The sequence below is a fragment of the Priestia sp. D51 genome (assembly GCF_053345675.1).
In genome coordinates this window covers 198,000-223,206 of the sequence record NZ_JBLTIR010000002.1, presented here as the reverse complement: position 1 = coordinate 223,206, position 25,207 = coordinate 198,000, and the positions used below count along the sequence as shown (strand labels likewise).

Genomic DNA, 25,207 nt, shown 5'->3' with positions numbered 1-25,207 from the left:
TATGGCCGATCAAGATGAGAGAAAAAGATACTTGATGGAAGTTCAGACCTGGCTTGAACAAGTATGTGATCCTGTATTTGAAGAAGCCTTTACAGAAGTAGATATAACGTCATATATCACGCGCACGCAAGAAGACGTTCTTGAATATTTAAGTGAAGAAGATGTCAACGAATATACGTTAGAAGAAATCAATAATGCAGTACGGCATATTGATAAAGTTTTAAAAGAGCGGCTTGGAGACGACGGCAGAGAGCGAGAATCGATAGCGCCGGGAAGGCACGAGCTGCCGCCGCTTGGCTATAGCTATTCAGCTCTTGAACCGTATATTAACCGGGAAATTATGCGCCTTCATCACAGCAAACATCATCAAAGCTATGTAGATGGATTAAATAAAGCAGAGCTCATGCTGCAGCAAGCCCGTAACACAAATAATTTTGACCTCATAAAACATTGGGAACGGGAAGCTTCTTTTCATGGTTCCGGTCATTATCTGCATACAATTTTTTGGGAAATTATGAGCCCAGAAGGAGGGGGAAGGCCGAGACGACAGCTGTTGCAGCAGCTTCAAAAAGACTTTGGCAGCTACGAGAAATTTGTGATGCACTTTTCTCAAGCCGCAAAAAAAGTGGAAGGCGTGGGCTGGGCTATTTTAGTGTGGTCACCGCGTTCGCGAAAGCTTGAAGTTTTGCAGGCGGAGCGCCATCAGCTTCTCACGCAGTGGGATACGATTCCGCTGCTCGTATTAGACGTATGGGAACACGCCTATTATTTACAGTACAAAAATGAACGTGATCCGTACGTTGATAATTGGTGGAAAATAGTTTACTGGCCCAATGTAGAAAAAAGATTTGAGGCAGCTAAAATGCTTCAGTGGCAGCCGTATTAACAAGTATTGCAGGTATTTTAATTTCAAATAAAAAGGCTATGATAAAAGCATTTTAGTTGAAGGAAAATCCGAACGATGAATTGAGATTCTTGATGGAGAATCTAACTCGTTCGGATTTTTTATTGTTATGACGGTGATATCTGTATACGCTTCTAGCAGTTGATTGGAGAGCAAGACGAAGACTCCTGTAGAAATAGTGGAATAGATGAGACCCCGCAGGAGCGCAAGCGACGTGGAGGCTCATCGGCCATCCGCGGAAAGCGAAGTCTTGCACGGAAATCAACTGCGGTGTAAAAAGTGATTTATATTAAGATCCTTTAACGTATTTATTAATTTTAAATAAACTATGTTCTAAATAACCAATTTAAAATAAAGTATAAGCCTCTAGAACCAGTTAAATGTTACAAATGAAATAATCTAATATAAATGTGTGTAAAAGCACCGTTATATGCCTAAATATGTATGTTTTTAAAATGCTAAGATGATTAATTTACTAGTTTAAAAGGAAGAATCTTTATTTTTACTGTAACTAAACTATCAAAATATTGACATGTTACTGAAATATAACTGTAATATTCATGTGTTATTTTTTATGTATTGGTAGATAAAGGGGAAATCAATTACATGAAAAAGACAATGATTACGTTCAGTTTAGTTCTAATGTCACTGTTCGGAGTGGCAAGTGGTGCATCAGCTGCAACAAATACATATACAGTAAAAAGCGGAGATTCGCTATACAAAATTGCAAAGACATATAAAGTATCGGTTAGTCAGCTGAAACAGTGGAATAACTTAAAGTCAGACAGCATTCATCCGAAACAAGTATTAAAAGTATCTCAAGTAAAATCAAGCACGCCTGCTAAAGCAGCGCCTGCGAAGTCTTCAAACGTGGTGAAAGAATTTAAAGTAACAGCAACAGCGTACACAGCGAACTGCAAAGGCTGCAGCGGAAAAACGGCGATTGGAATCGATTTAAAAAAGAATCCAAATCAAAAAGTTATTTCTGTCGATCCAAAAGTGATTAAGCTTGGTTCAAAAGTATATGTAGAAGGTTATGGCACGGCAATCGCAGCTGATACAGGCGGTGCGATTAAAGGAAATAAAATTGATGTTCTTCTTCCTTCTCAAAAAGAAGCGTTAAAATGGGGAAGAAAAACAGTAAAAGTTCAAATTTTAAAATAAGTATTCCTTAAAGAAATGAGAGCCTTCGTTGAAAGGCTCTCATTTTTTTCTTCATTAAAGGGCATGCTACTTTATATATACTGATGGAAAAGTTTTACGAAAATGATCATATTTGTTGACAAATATTTCGGAAACGGATATATTTATCCGGTATATAATTAAGTTCATTAAATATTCGTGACATAAATTAATAGAATGAACACATAAACTATATTCTTAAACTGTTTGTCATCTGAAGATTTACATACAGATAATTTTAAAGGGAAAGGTCTTGTTAAAATGAATACACAAACACAACAGTCCGATCAAGCCCGAACTCGGTCTATTTTTGGCGTAATGATAATGGGAGCGCTCGTCGCTTTTTTAAATCAAACGCTAATTAACATTGCGCTTCCGCAAATGATGGATCATTTCCACGTAACGGCGGCTACGGGCAATTGGTTAACAACCATCTTTATGTTAGTAAACGGAATTGTTATTCCAATTACAGCATTTTTAATGAATCGATTTACGACAAGGCAGCTGTATATTACAGCAATGGGGCTGTTTACAGTAGGGACACTCCTTTGCGGTATCGCGCCGACATTTTCCGTTATTTTAGTGGGACGCGTCGTGCAAGCAGCAGGAGCGGGAATTTTATTTCCGTTAATTACAAACGTTATTTTTACGTTATTCCCGCCTGACCGACGCGGTTTTGCGATGGGGATTTTTGGAGTAGCGATGAACTTTGCACCGGCAGTAGGTCCGACGCTTTCTGGTTTAATCGTTGAGCACTACTCATGGCGTGTTTTATTCTTTATGATGTTTCCAATTGCACTTATTAACGTAATTGCGGCGATTATTTTAGTGAAAAATGTTACGGAAACAAGCCGACCTAAGCTAGACGTGCTTGGTGTTATTTTATCAACAATTGGATTTGGCGGCTTACTGTATGCGTTCGCTACGGGCGGTACAAAGGGATGGACCAGCACTGAAGTATTAGCCATGTTCATTGTAGGCGGTATTTCAATTCTGTTCTTTATTTTCCGTCAGTTGAAAATCGATCAGCCGCTTCTTGAATTTCGTATTTTCCGTTACCGTATGTTCACGCTGACAACAATCATTAACGTGATTGTGACAATGGCAATGTTTTCAGGTATGATTTTAATGCCGATTTATATGCAAAACGTACGCGGCTTCTCACCGTTTCTTTCAGGATTGCTGCTACTTCCTGGGGGAATTGTAATGGGGATTATGTCTCCGATTACAGGAAGGCTGTTTGATAAGTTCGGCGCAAGATGGCTTGCTGTTATTGGTTTAGCAATTACCGTTGTGACAACATATGAATTAACAAAGCTTGAAACAACCACAACATTTATGTATGTCATGATTGTCTATACTGTTCGTATGTTTGGGATGTCACTGCTCATGATGCCGATCTTTACAGCAGGATTAAATGAGCTTGCGCTTAGTCTAAATAAATACGGCACGGCAATGGTTAATACGCTTCGAATGGTTGCCGGAGCTGTAGGAATGGCGTTCTTTGTATCCATTATGATGAATCAAGGTGAAAAACACGTGAAAAACATCGTAACGAATCAGCAAATTTTGCCGACAGATAAAGGCAGTATGGCTGAAGCTGTGAACCAAGGTACAGCAATGGGTATTAACGATGCGTTTATGATCGCAACGATTTTAAGTGTGATCGCGTTTGTTTTAGCCTTCTTTATTCGCAAAACATCACCAAAAGAAGATACCATTACAAATCGTGTAAAAAAAGCAAGCTAATAAAAAATCCGTGCCTTATATGGTACGGATTTTTTTTATGAGTTAAATTTATCTTTTTTATAGTCAATATAAAGCGATCCGTCCGACTGAACTTCAGCATAAAAGACGTCATCAATTGAGTTGACTCCCGCTTTTTCGAGCTGCTTATGCAGCCAGTTGTTATCTACATGCAGGTCCTTCAACGCATCTTCATTCGCTTTTCCGTCGTAAATAACGCCGGTTGAAGTGGGAAATAAAAGCGTTTTTGACCACGCGTTTGGCTTTTTATCTTGTTTTTGCATAACGGAAAGATTTCCATTGATTTCTAATATGGCGTATTCGACATCTTTTATGGAAAATACGTTTTGCTGCCTCAGCATGCCTAAAAGAGATTCAATATCTAGCCGCACTTGTTTTAACGCCTTTTCCATCACTTTTCCTTGCTTAATCACAATTTTAGGCTCACCGGTAATAAGATGCCGTGCTTTTTTCGATTTCATTCCAATATAGCCCATAGCGATTGTTAAAAATGTCCAACCTAGCAGTGAATAAACCCCTTTATCAATCTCCACTCGCTCATCGGTGGAGAGGGAAGAAGCGATATTACCAATCGTAATTGCCGTAATAAATGTGAATACATTTAACTGGCTGATTTCTGTTTTTCCCATGAGCCGCGTTAAAAGAAGCAGCACAAAAAATGAACAGGCGATTCGAAACGTCGATTCAGCATAGCCCATACATTTCACCCTTCCTTCATTTCATTGTTTTATGTTGTGAAAAAATAGAAATTTTATGCAGTTAAAAGGATAAATTCCATGCTTGTCTCCCAATCGCTTTTGCTTTTGCGCTACAATAAAGAAGCTACGTGTTTAACTAGACAAAAGAAGGTGAAACCATGAAACCATTTAAAGCCTCAGCCCTACTAGATGTTATCAGTGAATTGTTCTCCGATGAAGCGTCGATTGCCGTTTCAGATCTAGAAACGTACGTGTATTACCGAGCAAGCAAACGAATTAATTTGAAAATCAGCCCTGGAGATCAAATAAAAAAAGGAACGATTACATATAAAGCATTAGAACGAAAGCAAAAAGTATCGGAATTTATTCACCGAGACGTGTTCGGCACGCCTTACTACGGCATGGCCGTGCCTTTTTTAGATGAAGGAGATGTTCAAGGATGCGTAACGGCGATTTTTCCTGCGTTAACGAGCGGAAAGTCAGTTGTGACGTTAAAGGTGAACGAAGGATGGATACCGGTTCCTTTCTCAAAAATCATCTACGTAGAAGCGCGTGACCGAAAAACCTATGTGTACGCACAGAAGTATACGGGTACGCATAAATACACGTTAAATGAATTTGATTATGTGCTTCCAAAAGAAGAGTTTGTGCGCTGTCATCGTTCCTTTATCGTCAATGTGACACAAATTCAAGAAATTTACCCTGATACACATTCGACTTTTTTATTAGTGATGAACAATGGAGAAAAAATTCCGGTCAGTCAGTCGTACGCCAGTTATTTTCGAAAGCTGCTTGGGTTTTAACCGTCATTTAGCTTCATTATCATCAAATATGCTGTTTTGTCGCTATTTTTGTCCATTTCATTCCAAAAACTCTTGTGGACGCTTTCTTTACAGTAAAATGGTAAAAAAGAGCAAAAACAAGGAGTGAACAGAATGAAAAACGTTTGTAATCGAATTAAGCATGAAGCATTACAGAATCGCGTTGTCTCTGCTGAAGAAGCAGCGTCTTGGATTCAAGATGGAATGACGCTTGGTCTAAGCGGTTTTACACGCGCGGGCGATGTCAAAGCTGTGCCGTTTGCGCTAGCGAAACGAGCGGAAACTGAGCCGATAAAAGTCAGCGTGTATACCGGCGCCTCGCTTGGGTCAGATGTAGATAAGCTATTTGCAGAAAAAGGCATGTTAAACAAACGCCTGCCGTTTCAAGCAGATCCGACGATGCGTAAAAAAATTAATGAAGGTGAATTTCAGTTTATTGACCAGCATTTATCGCATACTTCTGAATGGGTGCGTTCAGGCGTGTTAGATTCAATAGATTTCGCTATTTTGGAAGCGGTTTCTATCACGGGTGACGGAATGATGATTCCAACAACGTCAATCGGCAATTCGATGGTGTTTGCCGAGCATGCAAAATCGATTATTATTGAAATTAACACAGCGCAGCCAGAGCTGTTAGAAGGTATTCACGACCTGTATGATCCGGGTGCTCAAGGACAGCGAGATGCAATTCCTTTGAAAAAATCCGATGACCGTATTGGTTCGTTAGGCATACCAATTGATTTAGATAAAGTAAAGGGTATTGTATTTACAAATCAGCTAGACTCACCGTCTACAATTGTAGCACCTGACGAAGAAACGGTTGTGATGGCTCAAAATTTGATTTCATTTTTACGCCAAGAAATTACAGAAGGGCGATTAACTGAATCGCTTGCTCCTTTACAATCTGGAATTGGATCTGTGGCAAATGCCGTTTTCCACGGTTTGTTAGATTCGGAGTTTCATGATTTAGAAGTATATTCCGAAGTATTGCAGGACGCCGTTTTTGATTTATTTGACGCAGGAAAAGTTACGTTTGCTTCCTGCTGCTCAATTACGCTTTCAGCAGATAAAATGAAACAAGTTTTCTCTAATTTTGAAACCTATCGAGATAAACTAATTCTTCGTCCGCAGGAAATTTCAAACCACCCAGAGATTATTCGTCGTTTAGGGCTGATTTCCATTAATACCGCGCTAGAACTAGATATTTACGGAAACGTTAATTCCACGCATGTGATGGGAACAAAAATGATGAATGGCATCGGAGGTTCAGGGGATTTTGCCCGAAATGCGCGTCTCGGCATTTTTGTAACAAAATCTATTGCCAAAAACGGTGATATTTCAAGCATAGTGCCGTTTGTTTCGCACGTTGATCATACGGAACACGATGTGGATGTCATTGTAACAGAGCAAGGATACGCAGACTTACGCGGACTCGCTCCAAGAGAACGAGCAAAACGAATCATTGAAAATTGTGCACATCCAATGTATCGCGATCAGCTTATGGCGTATTACGAAGAAGCGCTCACGCGAGGCGGCCAAACACCGCACGTTCTTGAAAAAGCCTTTTCTTTTTATACGTCTTATCAAAAAAATGGAACAATGCGAGAAGTTTTAGCGCAAACAAAGTAAATGAACGCTTTGTCTCATGAGGAGACAAAGCGTTTTTTGCTGAGTAAGAAACTTGTGTTTGTTATCTCGTTGAATTACGATGAAAGGGAATACATAAAGAAAACGAGGTAACTTATCTATGAAAGCATTAGTATTTGAAAGGTTTGGAGGACCTGACGTTCTTCACTATCAAGATATACCGAATCCCTCTATTGGTCCAACAGACGTACTAGTAAGAACAAAAGCAATTGGACTTAATTTTGCGGATGTTTACCGAAGAAAAGGGAACTATCACTTAACGGGTACACCTCCATATATTTTAGGATATGAAGGAGCAGGTGTGGTAGAAGAAGTAGGAGCAGAAGTAAGTCATGTTAACGTAGGAGACCGCATTGCGTTTGCTGACGTTCCTTTTGCAAATGCAGAGCTTGTTGCCGTGCCACAGGATAAAATAATTGCTGTACCTGACGATATTTCGTTTGATACAGCTGCTTCTGTGCTTTTGCAAGGGTTAACGGCCCATTATTTAACACAAGACAGCTACAGCATTCAGCCGGGTGATTATGTACTTGTTCACGCAGCTGCTGGAGGTGTAGGGCAGCTTTTAGTTCAAATTTCTAAGCTATTAGGCGGACAGGTTATTGGCTTAACGTCATCTTCTGAAAAAGCAAAAGCAGCGGCTCGAGCAGGGGCTGACTATGTCTTTTTATACGAAGATAACTGGGTAGAACAAGTGAAAGAAGTAACGAAACGAGGCGCAGATGTTGCCTACGAATCTGTAGGGGTTACGCTAGAAAAAAGCTTTGAAGCCGTAAAAACAGGCGGAACCGTGGTGTTTTACGGAATGGCAGGAGGCGATCCGGCCCCGGTCGACCCACGTATGCTGATGGATACCTCTAAAACGCTTACAGGCGGAGATCTGTGGAACGTGCTTGTATCTTATGAAGAACGCAAAGTACGCTCACAGCAGCTGTTTGAGTGGATCAGTAAAGGTCAGCTTGTGCTAACCGATCCTGTGGTATTTGACTTAAAAGACGGAGCGAAAGCACATGAGCTTCTTGAAAGCCGAAAAAGTACAGGTAAAATTTTGTTAAGACCGTAAAAGAAAAGCCCTTTCGTCAAGGGCTTTTTTCCGTTAGTAAAGGAGAAATCAAGGAGCTGTCTAATATATATAGTAGAGAAGTAGAGTAAAAGAGGTGAAGGTCGATGAAACATGCATTAATTACAGCAGGTCATAAAGGTATCGGCAAAAAAGTAACAGAACAGTTTCTAAAAAAGCAGTATTCCGTTACCGTCCATTTTCGCAGTGATAAAAATAAAGTGCGAGAACTGCAAGAAGAATGGCATCAATATAGTGATAACGTACAGTTTATAGAAGGAGACATAACAAATAAAGAAGATATTGAACATGTCGTTGCGCAGGCTATGGAGCGGTTTGGACGTATTGATGTTTTAATTAATAATGCAGGTCCGTATGTATTTGAAAGAAAGAAATTAATAGAGTACACAGACAGTGAATGGTATGAAATGGTGGAAGGGAATTTAAGCTCTGTTTTTCACTTTGTCAAAGCTGTTGTTCCTATTATGAAAAACCAGCAGTTTGGACGGATTATTACATACGGCTTTCAAGATGTAGAGCATACCCCTGGATGGATGTACCGCGCGGCTTTTAGTGCCGCTAAGTCAGGGCTGGCTTCTCTGACCAAATCGCTTGCTCTAGAAGTAGCCGAATACGGGATTACGGCCAATATGGTCTGTCCCGGAGATATTGTAGGAGACATGAAAGAAAATGATATCATAAAAGCAAGATTACTAGAAGACAAAGCAACGCCTGTCGGTCGATCCGGGACAGGAGAAGACATTGCGCGTATTATTGAGTTTCTTTGTGATGAAAACTCAGATATGATTACAGGCAGCATTATATCTGCTTCGGGTGGAGTAGACGTTGTTCATAAAAGCAAAAAACAAGCCCCTGGCAGATAATGCAGGGGCTTGTACGTTACAGCAGCGATTCTCCGCCGTCAATAAACATTTCACTTCCGGTAATATGTTTGGACGCGTCAGAAGCTAAAAAGGAAATTAAATCTGCTACTTCTTCAGGCTTAGCCGAGCGTTTAGCAAGCGGTTGATTGCCATTTGGATATTCAATTGGAATCGCGACTTCTTTTAATTTGTCTTCTTGACGGAATGTATTGCTTTCAATATTTGTATCAACTGCTCCTGGACAAATGACGTTAACCCGTATTCCGTATGTAGAAAGTTCAAGAGCTGCCATTTTGCCGAAGGCCATTTGGCCAGCCTTGGAGGAACTGTATGCGCTCATGCCGATGTTTGAAAATGTACGGTTGCCGTTAATCGAGCTAGTAATAATAACGCTTCCTCCCTGAGCTTTTAAATAAGGAATAGAATGCTTCACGGTTAAAAAAGTACTCGTTAAATTTGTATCAATTGTTTTTGTCCAATCTTCTGGTGATAGTTCTTCAATAGAAGAAAACGTACCGTTGATGCCTGCGTTAATAGAAACAATATGTAATTGACTCCATAAGCTGCTAATCGTTTCGATACTTTCTTTTATACTTTCAGAGTCAGATACGTCTGTTTTAATGGCTATACACTCTCCACCGCTCGCCATGATGGTCTCTTTTACTTCTTGTAATTTTTCTTCCTCTAAGTCTAAAAGAGCAACACGCGCTCCTTGTTCAGCTAATGTAATGGCTGAAGCCCGTCCAATTCCAGATGCCGCTCCCGTCACAAGCGCAACTTTTCCAGTTAATGCAATCATTTGTAACCCCTCCATATAAAAATGTTGTTTCCTTTCTTTAACCTATAAGAAGGAAATAAAAACCTCTTTTAAACTATTTGTGTTTAAATTTGCTAAAAGATGCCAAAAGGAAAAGAGAAAACAGCGGCGAATTATTAATATGACGCCAGAACATGAAAAAGGCTAATCTCAAATAGGCTTACTTGAGTAGCTAAAGATATACTCTGTCTTTTCAGAAGAATGTTTATATAAAATTTTACATCAGAGGGACTTGCAAATCGTTCCTTGAAAGCTTACACTAGTAAAGCACAGAAAAAGGACGGTGTTTTATGAAGAAGAAAGATAATGTGATTCCATTCCCGCAAAGAAGGGAAGCAACTGCTTATGTTCCCGCTTCTATTAGCTTAGATAAGGATATTGTGGAGTTTTTAGAAATTATGAATTTTGAAGATCGAAATGATTTTTTAAATGAAATGATTGATTCATTTTTTAAATATGTAAAAGGTGAAGAAGACGAAGTAAGATAAAAAGTAACGTAAAGACATCCAAAGAGATGTTTTTTATTTTGTGACCAATTGCTTAAAATGCATGCTTAAGCCTCGTATAGTTATTTATGGTATAGTATACATTAGATACTATCTAGCAGGTGCAAATGCGAGGAGTGATAAGATGAGTGGATTTAAAAAAGACATTCGTGCCGGATTTGAAGAACCACACTCACTAGAACAATTAAAGCATGAAATGGAGCAAAGCCTGTGGAATTTAAGAAAAGATTTGCGAAATGAAAATCGTTCGGAAACGGAAATGGAAATGATTAAAATTTCGCTGCTGTCACTATTTGAGGAGCAGGCCAATAATTTGAGCAAAACGGAGCTCTCTGATTACCTTGCAGACTATCACAAAAGAGTCGAGCAATTATTCGACAGGTATAGCTATAAATAAGACAAGCATCCTTGCGGGGATGCTTGTTTTTATTTGAGCAAAATTCGCTTGTATTCGTTGCGTTTCAGAGGTTTGGATACATATCCGTCAGCTTCTAGCTGATAAATAATGGTGGCAGCTGCATATACGCTAAAGGCATGATCAAGACCAAAGTAGTCTTGCAAGGCGGCGACGCTCACTTCCTCTTGAAAGATTTTACTGCGGTTCGATAAGACAATAGGGTAGACGTTTTTAACGATTTGCTTTGAAATTTCGAGTGTTAACATATTGAATCCCTCCTGTGTGAGTGTACATAACTAAAGGTATTCAGCGCATTGTACATTCATGAAAAAGGGAGCGATTACATTTTTAAAAGATAAAGAAAAGAGGAGTAAATGCCCATAAAATCAGATATTTTATCACTTTGTGGAACTTGTTTGAGAAGCTCAGTATTTTAGTGTATGACAAACATTTTCAAAAGTTCTATGGAATTATTAGGAGCAATTTAACTAAATCCACATATCTTAAAGTATAGCAAATGGAGGTGAAACACATGGGATACTACGGAGGTTACGGATACGGTTGTGGTTATGGCGGCGGTGGCTGCGGCGGCGGTTTCGCTTTAATCATTGTACTTTTCATCTTATTAATCATCATCGGCGCTTCTTGCTTCGGCGGCGGCTGGTGCTAATTATTAAAAAATGAGGACGACGCAACATCCACACTTTATTTCTTCAACTATTTCTTCCACAAAAGGTCTCTTCGGAATGAAGAGACTCTTTTAGTTTACTATTTATAATAACGTGTATAAACTACATGTTAAAAAAATTTATGCGTAGCTCTACATAAAAAAAAGACTCTGACTGGAATCAGAGTCTTTTTACTACTTATGCTTTTTGAACGTTAGCAGCTTGAGGTCCGCGTTGACCTTCTTCAACGTCGAATGTTACAGCTTGACCTTCGTCTAAAGATTTGAATCCTTCGCTTTGGATTGCTGAGAAATGTACGAATACATCGTCGCCGTTTTCGCGCTCGATAAATCCGAAACCTTTTTCTGCGTTAAACCATTTTACTGTACCTTTTTCCATGAATGTTGCCTCCTCGTGTGCTATGCACACATTGTATTACTATCCTTGCTCATGATCAAAATCTTTAAGACGAAAGTATTCACCTATCGATTGTTGCCGAACAAAAATAATTCTTCTTATAGAATAGCAAAAGATAATGATAATTGCAAGGAATGAAGAAAATTTAACGAAGATGTTGTCTTCCTTTAACGAAAGAAAACGAAAATTATAAGGCTGAAAATAAGTAAGAAAGAGCGTATCAGGTCACACTATCTCTATATATAAGAAGAAAGGGGTAGTCATATGTTTAAACAAAAAGCTGGAGAAAAACTGATTGAACTGCTAATTGAATGGGGCGTTGATCATATTTACGGCATGCCAGGAGACTCCATTAATTCAATTATTGAACCGCTTCGCAAAGCCCAGGATAAAATTAAATTTATTCAAGTAAGGCATGAAGAAGCGGGAGCTCTCGCAGCAGCTGCATATGCGAAGCTAACGGGTAAAATCGGTGTATGTACGGCTATTGCCGGACCGGGAGCAATTCATTTACTAAATGGCTTATATGATGCCAAATTAGACAAAGCGCCCGTTTTAGCACTTACGGGGCAAGTAGAATCAGATCTCATCGGCAGCGATGCGTTTCAAGAAATTAATTTAGAGAGAATGTTCGATGACGTGGCTGTATATAACCAGCGAGTCATGTCCGCTGAGCAGCTCCCAACTGTTGTCAATCAAGCGATTCGAACAGCGTATGCTAAAAAAGGTGTGGCTGTGTTAACCATTCCCGATGATATTCCTCGTTTTGAAGTTGGATCAGAAGCACGAGAAACATCAAGCATCATTGTCAAGCAAGACATTTTCCCCCATAGAGAAGATCTTGAAAAAGCAAAAGATTTGATTGGTAAAGCGGAAAGTCCGGTTATCCTAGCCGGTCGAGGCACACATGAAATGAGAGAAGAGCTGCTTGCATTTGCAGAAAAAATCGCAGCACCGATTGTTCTTACGCTTCCTGGAAAAGGCGCAATACCGGATGAACATCCATATTGTCTCGGAGGACTTGGATTAATCGGGACAAAGCCAGCGTATGAAGCGATGCAAGAAGCGGATACGCTCATCATGATTGGGACATCTTATCCGTTTACAGGATTTTTGCCAGACCATGCGAAAACGATTCATATTGATATTGATCCTGCACAAATTGGCAAAAGATATCCTGTAGATGCAGGGCTTGCAGGAGAAGCGAAAGCAACGGTTCAGTGGTTTTTAGAAAACGTTGGCCGCTCAGAGCATCGCCAGTTTTTAGAGCAAAGTCAAGAACGTATGAAAAAGTGGTGGAATCAACTTGATAACCAAGAAGCCAAAGAAAGTGTACCTATCAAGCCTCAGCGAGTGATTCGAGCGCTTCAGCACGTAGCGGATGATAACGCGGTCTTGTCTGTAGATGTAGGAAACGTCACAGTATGGATGGCGCGTCATTTTCGGATGACAAATCAGCAGTTTGTTATTTCAAGCTGGTTAGCCACTCTCGGATGCGGGCTGCCGGGCGGAATTGCTGGAAAAGTTGCTTATCCCGAGAAGCAGGTGTTTGCGGTGTGTGGAGACGGCGGCTTTGCGATGACAATGGCTGACTTTATTACAGCTGTTAAATACAATCTTCCGCTAGTCGTAGTGCTATTTAATAATCATAAAATCGGCATGATTAAATTTGAACAAGAAGTAATGGGAAATGCTGAATTTGGGACAGATTTAACAAACCCGAATTTTGCTAGGTATGCAGATATCTGCGGAGGTGTTGGCTACCGAGTAGAAAAGGAAGACGAGCTGTTGCCGGCTTTTGAAAGTGCAGTTAGACAGAATAAACCGTGTATTATCGATGTAATCGTTGATGCAAACGAAGCGCCTATGCCAGCAAAAATAACGCTTGGGCAAGCAACAGGGTATGCCAAGCACATGGTGAAAGAATTGTTTCAAGAAGGCAAGCTAGATTTACCGCCTTTATAAAAAAATAGGCTGTGACGAAAGTAATTTAGTTGAAGAAAGATCCGAACGATGAATCGAGATTCTTGATGGAGAATCAACTTCGTTTGGGTTTTTTTTATTGGCATGGTGAATGTAGTTTTCATGTATTTCGTTGCTTCTAGCAGTTGATTGGAGAGCAAGGCGAAGACTCCTGCGGGAAAAGCGGAATAGGTGAGACCCCGCAGGAGCGTATGCGACGAGGAGGCTCACCGGCCGCCCGTGGAAAGCGAAGTCTTGCACGGACATCAAATGTGGTGTACCAAGCAACCCATATGAGCTCATGTATCCCATTTGTTCGTCTTCAGATTGGACTAGTGTGGTTATGTCTCAATCTCTTTTTCATGGTGAAATTCATTCAATATGATTAACTATAAAATTATTATGTAAACTAAAATACTTAAAAATAAAAAATAGCTACTATTATAATTTTTGATAAAGTGGATGAGCAAAAAAACGCCGAATTGGATGGTCTTTTTTTATAAAACTGCTTTAAGATAAGAGAGATAAAGGATAAACTACTAATTAAGAAAGTTTAAATGTAAGGACTGACGCCGCATGAACTGGAGACCAGATCGCGCTAGCAAAAAAGCGATTTATAAACAAATTGCAGAATATATTGAAAGCTGTATTTCATCGGGAGCTTTTCCACCGGATTCTATGCTGCCATCAGAACGAACGCTTGCCGCTGAGCTCAACGTGAACAGAAGCACGGTAGTAGCTGCTTATGAAGAGCTGCAGGCACTTGGAATCGTAGAACGTAAAAAAGGAAGCGGCACGCGAGTGAGTTCGAGCATCTGGGGAATTTCCCGAAAACGTATTCCAAACTGGGGGAGATATGTAGAAGACGGTTCATTTTTGCCTAATTTACCGCTCGTACAGCGAATCAGAAGCGAGGCTTTGCGAACAGATTTTGTGAACTTAGCCAGCGGAGAGTTAGCTCCTAGCTTATTTCCAAGCGAAGATTTTCAGCAAATATTAGCGGGCATGCCTTTTAATGAACATTTAGGCTATGATCATCCCCACGGCAATGAACGTTTGCGCGATGCTATTGCTGCTCATGTTTATGAGTACCGGAAAATCTCCACGGATTCTAATTCTATTCTAATTACATCAGGTGCACAGCAAGCACTTCATTTAATTGTGCAGTGTTTGTTAAAACCAGGGGATGCAGTAGCGATTGAAGATCCATCCTATAGCTATTCACTGCCGCTTTTTCAATCAGCAGGTCTACGAACGTTTTTACTGCCTGTAGATAAAAATGGAGCCAACCCGGACGACTTAGTAGAATTACATAAAAAGCATCGCATTCGAATGATTTTTTTAAATCCGTACTATCAAAACCCGACCGGTATTGTGTTATCAGAAGCGCGTCGAAAGCGGTTTTTAGAGCTTTCTTCAGAATACGGCATTCCGCTTATTGAAGATGATCCTTATTCACTCACGGCATTTGACGGAAATGTACATCAAACGCTGAAATCGATGGACGAGAATGGAAACGTCCTCTATATCAGCTCGCTTTCTAAAATTGTTGCATCAGGCCTTCGAATTGGATGGATAGTGGGGCCGGAGCAAGTAATTCAGCGCCTGGCAGACGCTAAGCAGCAAATTGATTTTGGTCACAGCATCTTTCCGCAGTGGATTGCTTATCAATTCTTAGATTCTCCTACGTTTTCTTCTCATATTGAAAAGCTTAGACAAGAGCTCAAAAAGCAAGAGTATGCCCTGTCGTCGAGTCTGAACGAATTGCTTGGATCAAAAGTATCTTTCGATTCGCCTCAAGGCGGGATTCACTTATGGTGCAAAGTGAATCAGCCGGTCGATGACTATCGTCTATTGGAAGAATCGCTTAAAAAAGGAGTGGCCTTTGTCCCAGGAAGCGTGCTGAGTTCTCAAAGCGGAGCTATTCGCTTTACGTTTGGCAGAGGGGAAGAAGAGGTTATTCGAGAAGGAATTAAACGATTTGCGAGCGCCCTAGAGAGTCTGGAATAGCTATAAACCTAGCTAAACGTGCTGGATGAAAGTTTTATTTTATTATTTCGTATAGATTGTTATGATCTTGTGCTATACTAAGAGTACCATTAACTTTACTTCTGTATTTGTACCGACTGGCCCTGTTGAAAAACAGGGCTTTTTTATGTTTGTGCACAAAAAACAGATCCTTTAAAGGATCTGTTTCTGATATGTTGTGTTTCTTATGCTTTTTGAACGTTAGCAGCTTGAGGTCCGCGTTGACCTTGTTCTACGTCAAATGTTACAGCTTGACCTTCGTCTAAAGATTTGAAGCCTTCGCTTTGGATTGCTGAGAAGTGTACGAATACATCGTCTCCACCTTCGCGCTCGATGAATCCAAAACCTTTTTCTGCGTTAAACCATTTTACTTTACCTTGTTCCATAATTGTTGCCTCCTCGTGCGGACTCGCACATTGTGGTACTATTCTTGCTCAAATCTAAAGACGAAAAGTGACAATACTCATACATCCCCACCGAACAAAAATAATTCTCTTATATCTTAGCAGAAATTTCCTATGCTTGCAAGCGCTTTATTTAAAAACTATCCGTATTTTTTTGACAAGTTTTTCATAAGACACGTCTAAAAAATGTCACATTTTGAACATTTTAGAAAGGCTATTCTTTGTATTCGCTTTTACTGTAGTTATATAATAATGAAAATATGGTTTTTCTAAAGGTAGAAAACAAGTATAAATGTACATACTGAGCGCTGAAATGGAGTGGTAAAGATGAAAGTGGGTTTAATTGGTTTAGGAAATATGGGATTACCGATGGCGGAAAATATGATAAAAGCGGGTCATGAACTTGTGATTTATAACCGAACTGCTTCAAAGGCGGAAAGTCTTGTGAAAAAAGGAGCAAAGGTTGTAGAGACACCTGCCCAAGCAGCACAAGAAGCGAATCTTGTCTTTACGATTCTTTCCAATGACGAGGCTTTAGAAGAAGTAACGATGTCACAAGACGGTATACTTGCAGGCCTCCAAGAAGGCGGTATTCACGTTTCTGTGAGTACTATTAGCGTAGATTTGTCCGAAAAATTAACAAGCGCACATGCTGCATCAGGACAGCATTTTGTTGCAGCGACCGTTTTAGGGCGCCCCGACGCAGCAGATGCTGCGGCTCTCAAAGTAATAGTTGCAGGTAATAAAGAACCAAGAGAGCACGTTTGGCCGCTGTTTGAAGCGATTGGTCAAACTATTTTTACTGTAGGAGACGAGCCTTACTTATCAAATGTAGCTAAGCTTGGCAATAATTTTTTACTAGTATCGATGTTAGAAGCCATTTCTGAAGCAGTAGTCATGGTAGAGCAGTACGGGATGCAAGCGGAGCAGTTTCTTGAAGTGGTTAACAGCTTATTTGCATCTCCTGTGTATAAAAATTACGGCAATTTAATTGCTAAAAGAGACTTTGATCCAGCCGGATTTAAGCTGGAGCTTGGATTAAAAGATGTAAACTTGGCTATTGATGCAGCCAAAAAAGTGTCCGCGCCGCTTCCGTTAGGAGAGCTTGTGAAAGGTCATTATGAACAAGGAATTGAAAATGGCTGGGGTCATTTAGACTGGTCGGCGTTACTAAAAACAGTTGAAGCTCTAAAAAAAGATAACTAAAAAGACGAAAAGGAGTGCAGCCAGTGAAAGCGAAAGGAAAGTGGGTATGGATCGTATCCTTTATTTCAATTATTTCGTGTCTGCTGTTTGCAGCAGGGCTTGGAATGTCTATTTATGATTATGTTAGCGCCTCAAAAGCTACTGTAAAAGAAATGCCAAAGCCGAAGCAAGAAACAAGCAGCAGTAACAAAAGTACCAAAAATTATACGATTGTTGCTTTAGGAGATTCACTGACAAGAGGAACAGGAGACGCAGCGGGAAAAGGATACGTTGGGTATTTAAAAGATAATCTTGAAGAAAAAACGAAGAAAAAAATCCTCTTAAGTAACTTTGGAATAAAAGGTCAAACGTCTTCGCAGCTGGCAAGTCAAGTAAAGCAGCAGCAAATTCAGCGGCAGATTAAGTCTGCAGACACCGTGCTGATTACGATTGGCGGAAATGACTTATTTCAAGGTGGACAAACGCTGCAAAACTTAAATAAAAACAATATTCAAAAGCTAGAAAATGACTATTTAAAAAACGTAGACAGCATCTTAAAAAGCATCCGTTCGGCAAATAAAGACGCAACGATTTTTTTAATTGGTTTATATAATCCGTTTAGTAACCTGCAAGATGCAAAAACGACAACGGCTATTGTACGAGAATGGAATTATAAAAGCAGTGAATTAAGCGCTAATTATAAGCAAACTGTTTTTGTTCCGACCTTTGATTTGTTTCAGCTAAAGGTAGATGACTACTTATATACTGATAAGTTTCATCCGAATGCAAAAGGCTACAAGCTGATCGCAGAACGTGTAGCATCGCTTATTACGTGGTAAGGGAGGGAATGATATGAGTGAAGTAACACTTTCAGTAAAAGGCCTGAGAAAAGTAATAGGAAAACGCGAAATCATCAAAAATATTAATTTTGAATTAAAAAGAGGCGAAGTGTTCGGTTTTTTAGGACCCAATGGAGCGGGTAAAACGACAACGATTCGAATGCTTGTCGGCTTGATTCGCCCGACGGCTGGTTCCATTTCTATCTGTGGATACAGCGTATCGAAGCAGTTTACAAAAGCGATGGAGCATATCGGCTGTATTGTTGAAAATCCTGAGCTGTATCCATACTTAAGCGGCTGGGAAAATCTGCAGCATTTTTCACGTATGATTCCTTCTATGACGGAAGAACGCATTCATGAAGTTGTGGCATTAGTTGGCTTGCAAGAGCGCATCCACGACTTAGTTCGCACGTATTCGTTAGGCATGAGGCAGCGTTTAGGAATTGCGCAAGCGCTTCTCGGAAAACCAAAAGTGCTCATTTTAGATGAGCCAACGAACGGACTCGACCCATCTGGGATTCGGGACATGCGTAAATTTATTCGCTTTTTAGCTGAAAGTGAAGGTCTAAGCGTCTTAGTATCGAGTCATTTGCTGAGCGAGATTCAGCTGATGTGTGACCGAGTAGCGATTATTGCAAAAGGAGAAGTTATTCACACAGAATCGGTGAAGACCCTGTTAACTCAGCAGGAGCGCTTACTGTGGAAGCTAGATCCGCAGCCAGCGGGAATAGACGTCTTAAAACAAGTGACGGACTTTGTGCAAGTGCAGGGAGAATATGTCACGACGTTTTATGAGGAAGCTGAAGTGGGAGAGTGGAACAAACAGCTCGTTCAAGCAGGAGTAACGGTAAAAGAAATGAACCGAAAGCTTCCGACTCTTGAAGATTTATTTATCGAAATGACAGGAGGCGAATCGATTGATTAGTTTGGTTCAAAATGAAATGATCAAGCTCGTTCGAAAAAAGCGCCTGTTAATCGTTACCCTTATTATGGGCGTTTTGATTTCCATGTTCACCTATGCTCAGCTTCGCGAAACGCAGCGCCTTCAAGAAAAGCTAGGAACGACCGATTGGCGCAGTACGCTGCAGCAAGAAATTATCGATACGCAAAACCGGCTGAGCGGAAGCCAAATTTCAGATGATTGGCGCAAGCAGCTTGAAATTCGCGTGGCGCAGCAGCAGTATTACTTAGATAACGATATCAATCCTTCGGAACCAGGAGCGCCAACGTTTGTGCGAGGGTTCATTGAAAACGCCATTCAGCTTTTGCTGCCGCTGATGATTATGATTATTGCAGCGGATTTAGTGTCTTCAGAATACAGCTTGGGATCCATCAAGGTACTGTTGACGAGGCCTGTGAAACGGTGGAAAATCCTGCTTAGTAAATACATCACGCTCGTCATGTCCGTCTCGTTTTTAATTTTAATGTTTGGCGTTTTGTCGTATCTCATTTCTGGCGTTGTATTTGGGTTTAAAGGCTGGACAGCGCCTATTCTTACGGGATTTAGCGTGCAGGGCAATGATTTGAATACAGCGGACGTTCATTTAATTTCGCAGTGGAGATATATTTTAATGGAATTTGGCCTTGCTTGGTTTGTATCCCTGGTGGTTGGAACGCTTGCTTTTATGCTGTCCGTTTTAATTAAAAGTACGGCTGCTGGTATGGGGGTGATGCTTGCTTGTTTGATTGCAGGTACGATTTTAAGCAGTATGGTTTCTTCGTGGAATTCAGCTAAGTACTTGTTTATGGTCAATTTAAATTTAACTTCTTACCTGCAAGGCACAGCTCCTCCGACTGAAGGAATGACACTAGGATTTTCCTTAGGTGTTTTAACCATTTGGGGACTTGCCGGGCTGCTCGTGTCGTTTCTGGTATTTACCAAAAAAGATGTGTATTAATTCCATATAAGTTGACGATAATCAGGAACATACGTTATGATTGTGTTAACAAAAAATGCTGTTTTGCTCAAAGGGGAGTAGCTCTTGCAGTAAAGTCGTCATTTCGAGATTATTATCTCCGGCTTTATTGACAATGCAAATTGTTAGCGAGACCTTTGCCAATGTTGCCATTGGTAAAGGTCTGGATACAAACACCTTTACCACATATGGTAAAGGTGTTTTTTGTTATTTCAAAAGAAGAGAGGAGCTTAAAAATGTCAAAACTATCGAGACTGTTAAAAAGCCCCGCTGTAAAAAAAGGAATAAAAAAAGCTGTACCCATTATTATGAAAGAGTTAAAGAAACGAAAATCGAAAAGAAGATAGTAGAAAAGAAAATAAGAAAGGTTGAGTGCTAAGTGAAAAAGTGGATGCTAGTCATGTCAACTGCTGTTCTCTTTATGGTCGGCGGCTGTTCTTTTCTTGAAGATACAAGCAGTACGTTGAACTACGCAAACGATGCGAAAGATTACGTGAGTGAAGCTCAAAAGTTTGCTGAAGAAATACCGCCTCTAGCGGAAAAAGCTGTTAATGACGATGAGGCAATAAAAAAGCTTGAGCAAAAGCTGCAGGAAATGAAAGGGAAAGCCGAAGAATTTAATCAAACCAAAGCTCCTGACATCGCTTCTGATGTGCACGATCAGCTTGTTCAGCAAAACGAAAAAATCATTAGTGGAATTGAAGCGTATGAAGCCAATATAAAGGATGGCAGCTTCAATCCAGAAGCGCTAAAAAACAGTGAATTGTTTCAATCAATTCAAGATGTATCAAGTATTACGAAACAAATTAAAGAATTAGGTCAGTAAAAAAACAAACCTGGGACAAAAGTGTGCTAATTGAAGAAAATCCGAACGATGAATCACGATTCTTGATGGAGAATCAACTTCGTTCGGATTTTTTTATTTGTAGGATGAACGTAGGTTTCATGTGTATAGATGCTTTAGATTGGATTGATATAGTAGGTATGCCTTATAATTCAACCTCGTTTCCATGTTATAAATGTAAAATTATATAAATATATCTATTTATTAGAAGACAAAAACCTTCTCTTTCTTTTTTATATCTACGAAATTTTGTTAGAAGCTGTGACAAACTTAATGTCTGCTTTTCATATCCTATGTATAGTACATATATACACACCGCTTGAAATAAATTTTTTTTGAATGAAAAGAGAACTTGGGAACGTTGATGCATTAGGTAATAAGACTCATTTAAAAAGGAGGGTTCATCCAATTAATGAAAACTATAGTCCTTTGTTTTAAAGAGAGAAACTAAAAAAAATTTTTCGGTTTACAAAAAGTTAATAAAACGCATACAAATGGTTTACTAAAAAATCAAAAAATTTACATCCTTTATAAATCTTTTCTGCTATACTATTTTTGAACAGTTGCTAGATTTATAGCGATGATAACTTACTTGAAAGGTGAATGGTAGATGAAAAAGAACAAACGCAGCAAAACGAAGAAAATACTAACTACATCACTGGCACTTTCTTTATTATCAATGCCGCTTCTAACTACACAGGCAGGAGCAGAAGAACGTCACCCTGGACAAAGCTCACAGCAAAGCAAGCATCAAGGCCACAATAAAAAAGATGCGCTCGTGAATATACGCCTGATGGAAACAACTGATGTTCATACGAATCTATTAAACTATGATTATTTTAAAGACGCCCCTTATGAAAAAGTAGGTTTAGCTAAAACCGCTACCTTAATTAAAAATGCTCGAAAAGAAGTGAAAAACAGCTTATTAGTAGATAACGGAGACCTCATTCAAGGAACGCCTCTAGGCACGTATAAAGCCAAGATTAACCCGCTGAAAAAAGGTGAAGTTCATCCTGTATTTAAAGCCATGAATCAGCTGGATTACGATATTGCAACACTTGGAAATCATGAGTTCAACTACGGATTAGACTTTCTAAAAGAAGCGTACAACGACGCGAACTTTCCTTACATAAATGCCAATGTTTACGTTGATGATCATGACAACAACCCAAAAAATGACAAAAATAAATTTACGCCGTATAAAATTATGAATAAAAAAGTCGTCGATGAAAATGGAAAGAAACGAACGATTAAAGTTGGTTTCATTGGCTTTGTGCCTCCTCAAATTAACGATTGGGATAAAGCAAACCTTGACGGAAAAGTCATTACTAAAGGTATTGTAGAAACAGCCAACAAGTATATTCCAGAAATGAAGAAAAAAGGTGCGGACGTAGTTGTCGCGATGGCTCACTCTGGGTTTAGCAGCAATAAGCAAAACACGGAAGATGTCATTTACTCATTAAGTGAAGTAAAAGGCATTGATGCTATTACGTTTTCGCATACGCATAAAGTCTTCCCTGCTAAAACGGAAGCTTCGCTAGACGGTTTGTTCCTTGGAGCAGATAAAAAGCCTCTTCCTGGCGTTGATAATGCAAAAGGAACAATCAACGGCGTTCCGGCTGTCCAAGCAGGTTACGGCGGAGGGTCACTTGGTTTAATTGACTTAACGTTAAAAGAAGAAAAAGGAAAATGGAAAGTAGTAAACTCTCAATCGTCCACGCGTGAAACGTATAAAGACGTAAAAGATGCGTCAGGGAAAACGGTTACGCAAAGTACGGTAGAACCGGATAAAGGTGTTGTTAAAGCAGTTCAAAAAGATCACGATGCAACGGTTAAATATGTGAACACACCAATCGGTAAAACGACGGATGATATTCACAGCTATTTTTCTCTTGTGAAAGATGATCCCTCTATTCAAGTTGTAACAAATGCACAAAAAGACTACGTGGAAAAATACGTTTCTCAAAACAAGCCGGAATATAAAGACCTTCCGATTTTATCAGTGGGAGCGCCTTTTAAAGCAGGAAGAAACGGCGTTGATGAATATACGGAAATTAAAAAAGGGGATTTAACGATCCGAAGCGCTGGCGACCTGTATCTATATGACAACACGTTAAAAGCGGTTAAAGTAAAAGGTTCTGTTGTAAAAGACTGGATTGATATGTCTGCCGGTAAGTTTAATCAAATTACACCGAATAAAACAGAAGAGCAGGAATTAGTAAACCCAAGCTTCCCTGTTTATAACTTCGACGTAATCGATGGCGTTCAATATCAAATTGACGTCACAAAACCGGCAAAATACGATGTGAATGGAAACGTGATTCACGCAGATTCAAGCCGAGTTGTTAACTTAACGTATAACGGTAAACCAGTTGATCCGAATCAAGAGTTTATTGTTGTAACAAATAACTACCGAGCTGGCGGAGGCGGAAACTTCCCTGGTCTAAAAGGAAGCGAGCTTGTGGTGGATTCAGCGGATGAAAACCGTCAAATTCTAATGGACTACATCACCGAACAAAAAGAAATTACGCCTACAGCTGACGATAACTGGTCCATTGCACCAATTAACGGAACGGCTAACGTGACGTTCACAAGCTCACCGCGCGGAGAAAGCTATTTAACTGAAGGAAGCAACATTACGTATACAAATAAAACGGACGACAAAGGATTTGGCATTTACAAAATTAATTTAAACGGTGAATCAAAAGATAATACAAAGATTCAGCTGTTAGGCATGAACGACCTTCACGGTCAGCTCGATACAGATACAAAAATCAATTCAAACGGTCAATCGCTGTTAGCTGGAAATATGAAATATACAGCAGCAGCTATTCGTAAACAAGAAGCTGAAAATCCGAATACGCTTTTAGTTCATGCAGGAGACATGATTGGCGGAAGTCCGCTAGTTTCAGCGCTGTTTCAAGACGAGTCAACGGTTGAAGTGATGGAATCGCTTGGGTTTGATGTAGGCACGCTTGGAAACCATGAGTTTGATGAAGGCATTGCTGAGCTTCACCGCATGATTGAAGGCGGAGACCATCCAAAAGGAACAAAAGGATACGACGGCATGAATTTCCCAGTAGTAGCGGCAAATGCTTATGATACGTCAACGAATAAATTAATTACAGAACCTTATGCGATAAAAGAAGTAGGCGGCAAGAAAATCGGCTTCATCGGCGTTGTAACACAAGAAACGCCAAGCATGATTGTTCGTAAAGGAAATGAAAACTTAAAAATTACGGACGAAGCAGAAGCAATTGATAAATATACGGCAGAGCTGAAAAAGAAGGGTATTAAAGCAATCGTTGTACTTGCTCATAATCCATCTAATCAAAATGGAGCGTCTACCGAGTTTGATGCAGCCGATATCGCTAAAAAAGTTGATGATGAAGTTGACGTGATCTTTTCAGCTCACAATCACGTATACAACAACAAAATAGTAGATAACAAACTAATCGTTCAAGCTTATTCATACGGCTCAGCGTTTTCTGACGTAGACGTTGAAATCGATAACACGGGTGACATCGTGAAAAAAGATGCAAAAATTGTGACCGTATACCAAAAAGACTATACGCCAGATCCTGAAGTTTCAAGCATTATGAAAAAGTACGAAGATTTAGCAGCGCCTATTAAAGCACAAGTGGTTGGGAATTCATCTACAGATTTGGCAAAAGGCTATCCGTCTAGCGGGCCAACAGGTGATATCGCGCTTGGAAACTTAATTGCTGACGGTATGAAAGCAGAAATGAACGCTGACTTTGCTTTAATGAATGGCGGAGGCGTTCGTTCACAGCTTGATGCTGGTGATGTGACATACGGTGATTTGTTTGCGATTCAGCCGTTTGGCAACGTCTTAAATAAAGTAAAGCTAAGCGGAGCGGATTTAGAAACGGTGTTAAACAATCAAATTACATCATCTGGACTAGATTTCCATATTGCAGGCTTTAACTATACGTGGGATGGAAGCACAAATAAAGTAGTCGATATTACGCTACCAGATGGAAGTAAAATCGACAAAGAAAAAGAATATACGGTAGTAGTGAATAACTATATGTACGGAAATGAAAAATACGGGATTGGCGCACTTTCTTCAGATATGGAAGTGGGACCAGAAGATTTACAAGCAACGGTAAACTATATTAAAACACTTCAGAGCCCGTTTGAATACAAAGCTGAAGGTCGTATTCAAAACGTGGCAGCAGCTAAAACAGCTGAACAGCAAGAACCGACTTTAAAAATAGCTCAATAAGCCAAAAAAGGC

25 protein-coding genes are annotated in these 25,207 nt (G+C 39.9%); 20 read left to right on the top strand and 5 right to left on the bottom strand.

Going from position 1 to position 25,207, the window contains the following annotated elements; translation table 11 throughout:
- Position 1: 1 nt before the first annotated feature.
- The 4 genes from ACNHOZ_RS07820 to ACNHOZ_RS07805 all read left to right on the top strand — a co-directional run bounded on the left by ACNHOZ_RS07820 (position 2) and on the right by ACNHOZ_RS07805 (position 3,835).
- On the top strand, positions 2-886 hold the full coding sequence (locus tag ACNHOZ_RS07820) for a superoxide dismutase (protein ID WP_048019141.1): 885 nt from the start codon (positions 2-4) through the stop codon (positions 884-886).
- Positions 887-1,045: 159 nt separating this feature from the next.
- On the top strand, positions 1,046-1,180 hold the full coding sequence (locus ACNHOZ_RS07815) for a hypothetical protein (RefSeq protein WP_255287274.1): 135 nt from the start codon (positions 1,046-1,048) through the stop codon (positions 1,178-1,180).
- Between the two features lie 330 nt (positions 1,181-1,510).
- Entirely contained in the window at positions 1,511-2,068 is a 558-nt protein-coding gene (locus ACNHOZ_RS07810; RefSeq protein WP_014459735.1) for a 3D domain-containing protein, read from the top strand.
- Between the two features lie 279 nt (positions 2,069-2,347).
- Positions 2,348-3,835: a DHA2 family efflux MFS transporter permease subunit gene (locus tag ACNHOZ_RS07805; protein ID WP_028413037.1), complete on the top strand. Its 1,488-nt coding sequence runs from the start codon at positions 2,348-2,350 to the stop codon at positions 3,833-3,835.
- A 35-nt stretch (positions 3,836-3,870) separates the two neighbouring features.
- Here the strand turns inward: ACNHOZ_RS07805 and ACNHOZ_RS07800 are convergent, their stop codons facing one another.
- Positions 3,871-4,551 (bottom strand): DUF421 domain-containing protein, encoded by a 681-nt coding sequence (locus tag ACNHOZ_RS07800; RefSeq protein WP_048019143.1) that lies wholly within the window; start codon positions 4,549-4,551, stop codon positions 3,871-3,873.
- Positions 4,552-4,709: 158 nt separating this feature from the next.
- Between ACNHOZ_RS07800 and ACNHOZ_RS07795 the strand changes: the two genes are divergently transcribed.
- The 4 genes from ACNHOZ_RS07795 (at position 4,710) to ACNHOZ_RS07780 (ending at position 8,963) form a co-directional block, all read left to right on the top strand.
- Positions 4,710-5,354, top strand: coding sequence for a LytTR family DNA-binding domain-containing protein (locus tag ACNHOZ_RS07795; protein ID WP_014459738.1), 645 nt, complete (start codon positions 4,710-4,712; stop codon positions 5,352-5,354).
- A 132-nt stretch (positions 5,355-5,486) separates the two neighbouring features.
- Entirely contained in the window at positions 5,487-7,001 is a 1,515-nt protein-coding gene (locus ACNHOZ_RS07790; protein ID WP_255901266.1) for an acetyl-CoA hydrolase/transferase family protein, read from the top strand.
- A 118-nt stretch (positions 7,002-7,119) separates the two neighbouring features.
- On the top strand, positions 7,120-8,082 hold the full coding sequence (locus ACNHOZ_RS07785; protein ID WP_063247831.1) for a quinone oxidoreductase family protein: 963 nt from the start codon (positions 7,120-7,122) through the stop codon (positions 8,080-8,082).
- 104 nt (positions 8,083-8,186) lie between these two features.
- A complete protein-coding gene (locus tag ACNHOZ_RS07780; RefSeq protein ID WP_063247832.1) occupies positions 8,187-8,963 on the top strand; it encodes an SDR family oxidoreductase in 777 nt (258 codons plus the stop codon).
- A gap of 16 nt (positions 8,964-8,979) precedes the next feature.
- Here the strand turns inward: ACNHOZ_RS07780 and ACNHOZ_RS07775 are convergent, their stop codons facing one another.
- Positions 8,980-9,762 carry an SDR family oxidoreductase gene (locus tag ACNHOZ_RS07775; RefSeq protein WP_048019146.1) on the bottom strand — a complete coding sequence of 261 codons (783 nt, stop codon included), beginning with the start codon at positions 9,760-9,762 and terminating at the stop codon, positions 8,980-8,982.
- A 308-nt stretch (positions 9,763-10,070) separates the two neighbouring features.
- Here ACNHOZ_RS07775 and ACNHOZ_RS07770 point away from each other — a divergent pair, with 308 nt between their 5' ends.
- Both ACNHOZ_RS07770 and ACNHOZ_RS07765 read left to right on the top strand, forming a co-directional pair.
- Positions 10,071-10,268: a hypothetical protein gene (locus tag ACNHOZ_RS07770; RefSeq protein ID WP_063247833.1), complete on the top strand. Its 198-nt coding sequence runs from the start codon at positions 10,071-10,073 to the stop codon at positions 10,266-10,268.
- A 142-nt stretch (positions 10,269-10,410) separates the two neighbouring features.
- Positions 10,411-10,683, top strand: coding sequence for a hypothetical protein (locus tag ACNHOZ_RS07765; RefSeq protein ID WP_045292176.1), 273 nt, complete (start codon positions 10,411-10,413; stop codon positions 10,681-10,683).
- Positions 10,684-10,712: 29 nt separating this feature from the next.
- Here ACNHOZ_RS07765 and ACNHOZ_RS07760 read toward each other — a convergent pair whose 3' ends face one another.
- Positions 10,713-10,949, bottom strand: a complete 237-nt coding sequence (locus ACNHOZ_RS07760) for a hypothetical protein (protein WP_013057410.1) — start codon at positions 10,947-10,949, stop codon at positions 10,713-10,715.
- Between the two features lie 266 nt (positions 10,950-11,215).
- Between ACNHOZ_RS07760 and yjcZ the strand changes: the two genes are divergently transcribed.
- The gene (yjcZ, locus tag ACNHOZ_RS07755) at positions 11,216-11,353 is read left to right on the top strand and encodes a sporulation protein YjcZ (RefSeq protein WP_013057409.1); all 138 of its coding nucleotides are present in this window, start codon (positions 11,216-11,218) and stop codon (positions 11,351-11,353) included.
- A gap of 196 nt (positions 11,354-11,549) precedes the next feature.
- Here yjcZ and ACNHOZ_RS07750 read toward each other — a convergent pair whose 3' ends face one another.
- On the bottom strand, positions 11,550-11,750 hold the full coding sequence (locus tag ACNHOZ_RS07750; RefSeq protein ID WP_013057408.1) for a cold-shock protein: 201 nt from the start codon (positions 11,748-11,750) through the stop codon (positions 11,550-11,552).
- Between the two features lie 282 nt (positions 11,751-12,032).
- Here ACNHOZ_RS07750 and ACNHOZ_RS07745 point away from each other — a divergent pair, with 282 nt between their 5' ends.
- From ACNHOZ_RS07745 to pdxR, 3 genes are all read left to right on the top strand, one after another.
- Entirely contained in the window at positions 12,033-13,733 is a 1,701-nt protein-coding gene (locus ACNHOZ_RS07745; RefSeq protein WP_223546054.1) for a pyruvate oxidase, read from the top strand.
- Between the two features lie 143 nt (positions 13,734-13,876).
- Positions 13,877-14,119 (top strand): hypothetical protein, encoded by a 243-nt coding sequence (locus tag ACNHOZ_RS07740; protein WP_081214002.1) that lies wholly within the window; start codon positions 13,877-13,879, stop codon positions 14,117-14,119.
- Positions 14,120-14,306: 187 nt separating this feature from the next.
- A complete protein-coding gene (gene pdxR, locus ACNHOZ_RS07735; RefSeq protein WP_028413044.1) occupies positions 14,307-15,740 on the top strand; it encodes a MocR-like pyridoxine biosynthesis transcription factor PdxR in 1,434 nt (477 codons plus the stop codon).
- Positions 15,741-15,943: 203 nt separating this feature from the next.
- On the opposite strand, the gene ACNHOZ_RS07730 is transcribed toward pdxR, so the two are convergent.
- Positions 15,944-16,144: a cold-shock protein gene (locus tag ACNHOZ_RS07730; RefSeq protein WP_013057405.1), complete on the bottom strand. Its 201-nt coding sequence runs from the start codon at positions 16,142-16,144 to the stop codon at positions 15,944-15,946.
- Positions 16,145-16,489: 345 nt separating this feature from the next.
- Between ACNHOZ_RS07730 and ACNHOZ_RS07725 the strand changes: the two genes are divergently transcribed.
- The 6 genes from ACNHOZ_RS07725 to ACNHOZ_RS07700 all read left to right on the top strand — a co-directional run bounded on the left by ACNHOZ_RS07725 (position 16,490) and on the right by ACNHOZ_RS07700 (position 25,195).
- Positions 16,490-17,368 (top strand): NAD(P)-dependent oxidoreductase, encoded by an 879-nt coding sequence (locus tag ACNHOZ_RS07725; protein WP_048019150.1) that lies wholly within the window; start codon positions 16,490-16,492, stop codon positions 17,366-17,368.
- 23 nt (positions 17,369-17,391) lie between these two features.
- Positions 17,392-18,186: a GDSL-type esterase/lipase family protein gene (locus tag ACNHOZ_RS07720; RefSeq protein WP_033579231.1), complete on the top strand. Its 795-nt coding sequence runs from the start codon at positions 17,392-17,394 to the stop codon at positions 18,184-18,186.
- A 13-nt stretch (positions 18,187-18,199) separates the two neighbouring features.
- Positions 18,200-19,111 carry an ABC transporter ATP-binding protein gene (locus ACNHOZ_RS07715; RefSeq protein ID WP_048019151.1) on the top strand — a complete coding sequence of 304 codons (912 nt, stop codon included), beginning with the start codon at positions 18,200-18,202 and terminating at the stop codon, positions 19,109-19,111.
- Entirely contained in the window at positions 19,104-20,084 is a 981-nt protein-coding gene (locus ACNHOZ_RS07710; RefSeq protein WP_014459751.1) for an ABC transporter permease, read from the top strand. Before ACNHOZ_RS07715 ends, ACNHOZ_RS07710 begins: the two co-directional genes overlap by 8 nt.
- A gap of 397 nt (positions 20,085-20,481) precedes the next feature.
- Positions 20,482-20,928 (top strand): DUF6376 family protein, encoded by a 447-nt coding sequence (locus ACNHOZ_RS07705; protein ID WP_053074034.1) that lies wholly within the window; start codon positions 20,482-20,484, stop codon positions 20,926-20,928.
- Between the two features lie 628 nt (positions 20,929-21,556).
- Positions 21,557-25,195 (top strand): multifunctional 2',3'-cyclic-nucleotide 2'-phosphodiesterase/3'-nucleotidase/5'-nucleotidase, encoded by a 3,639-nt coding sequence (locus ACNHOZ_RS07700; RefSeq protein WP_447697081.1) that lies wholly within the window; start codon positions 21,557-21,559, stop codon positions 25,193-25,195.
- Positions 25,196-25,207 lie beyond the last annotated feature (12 nt).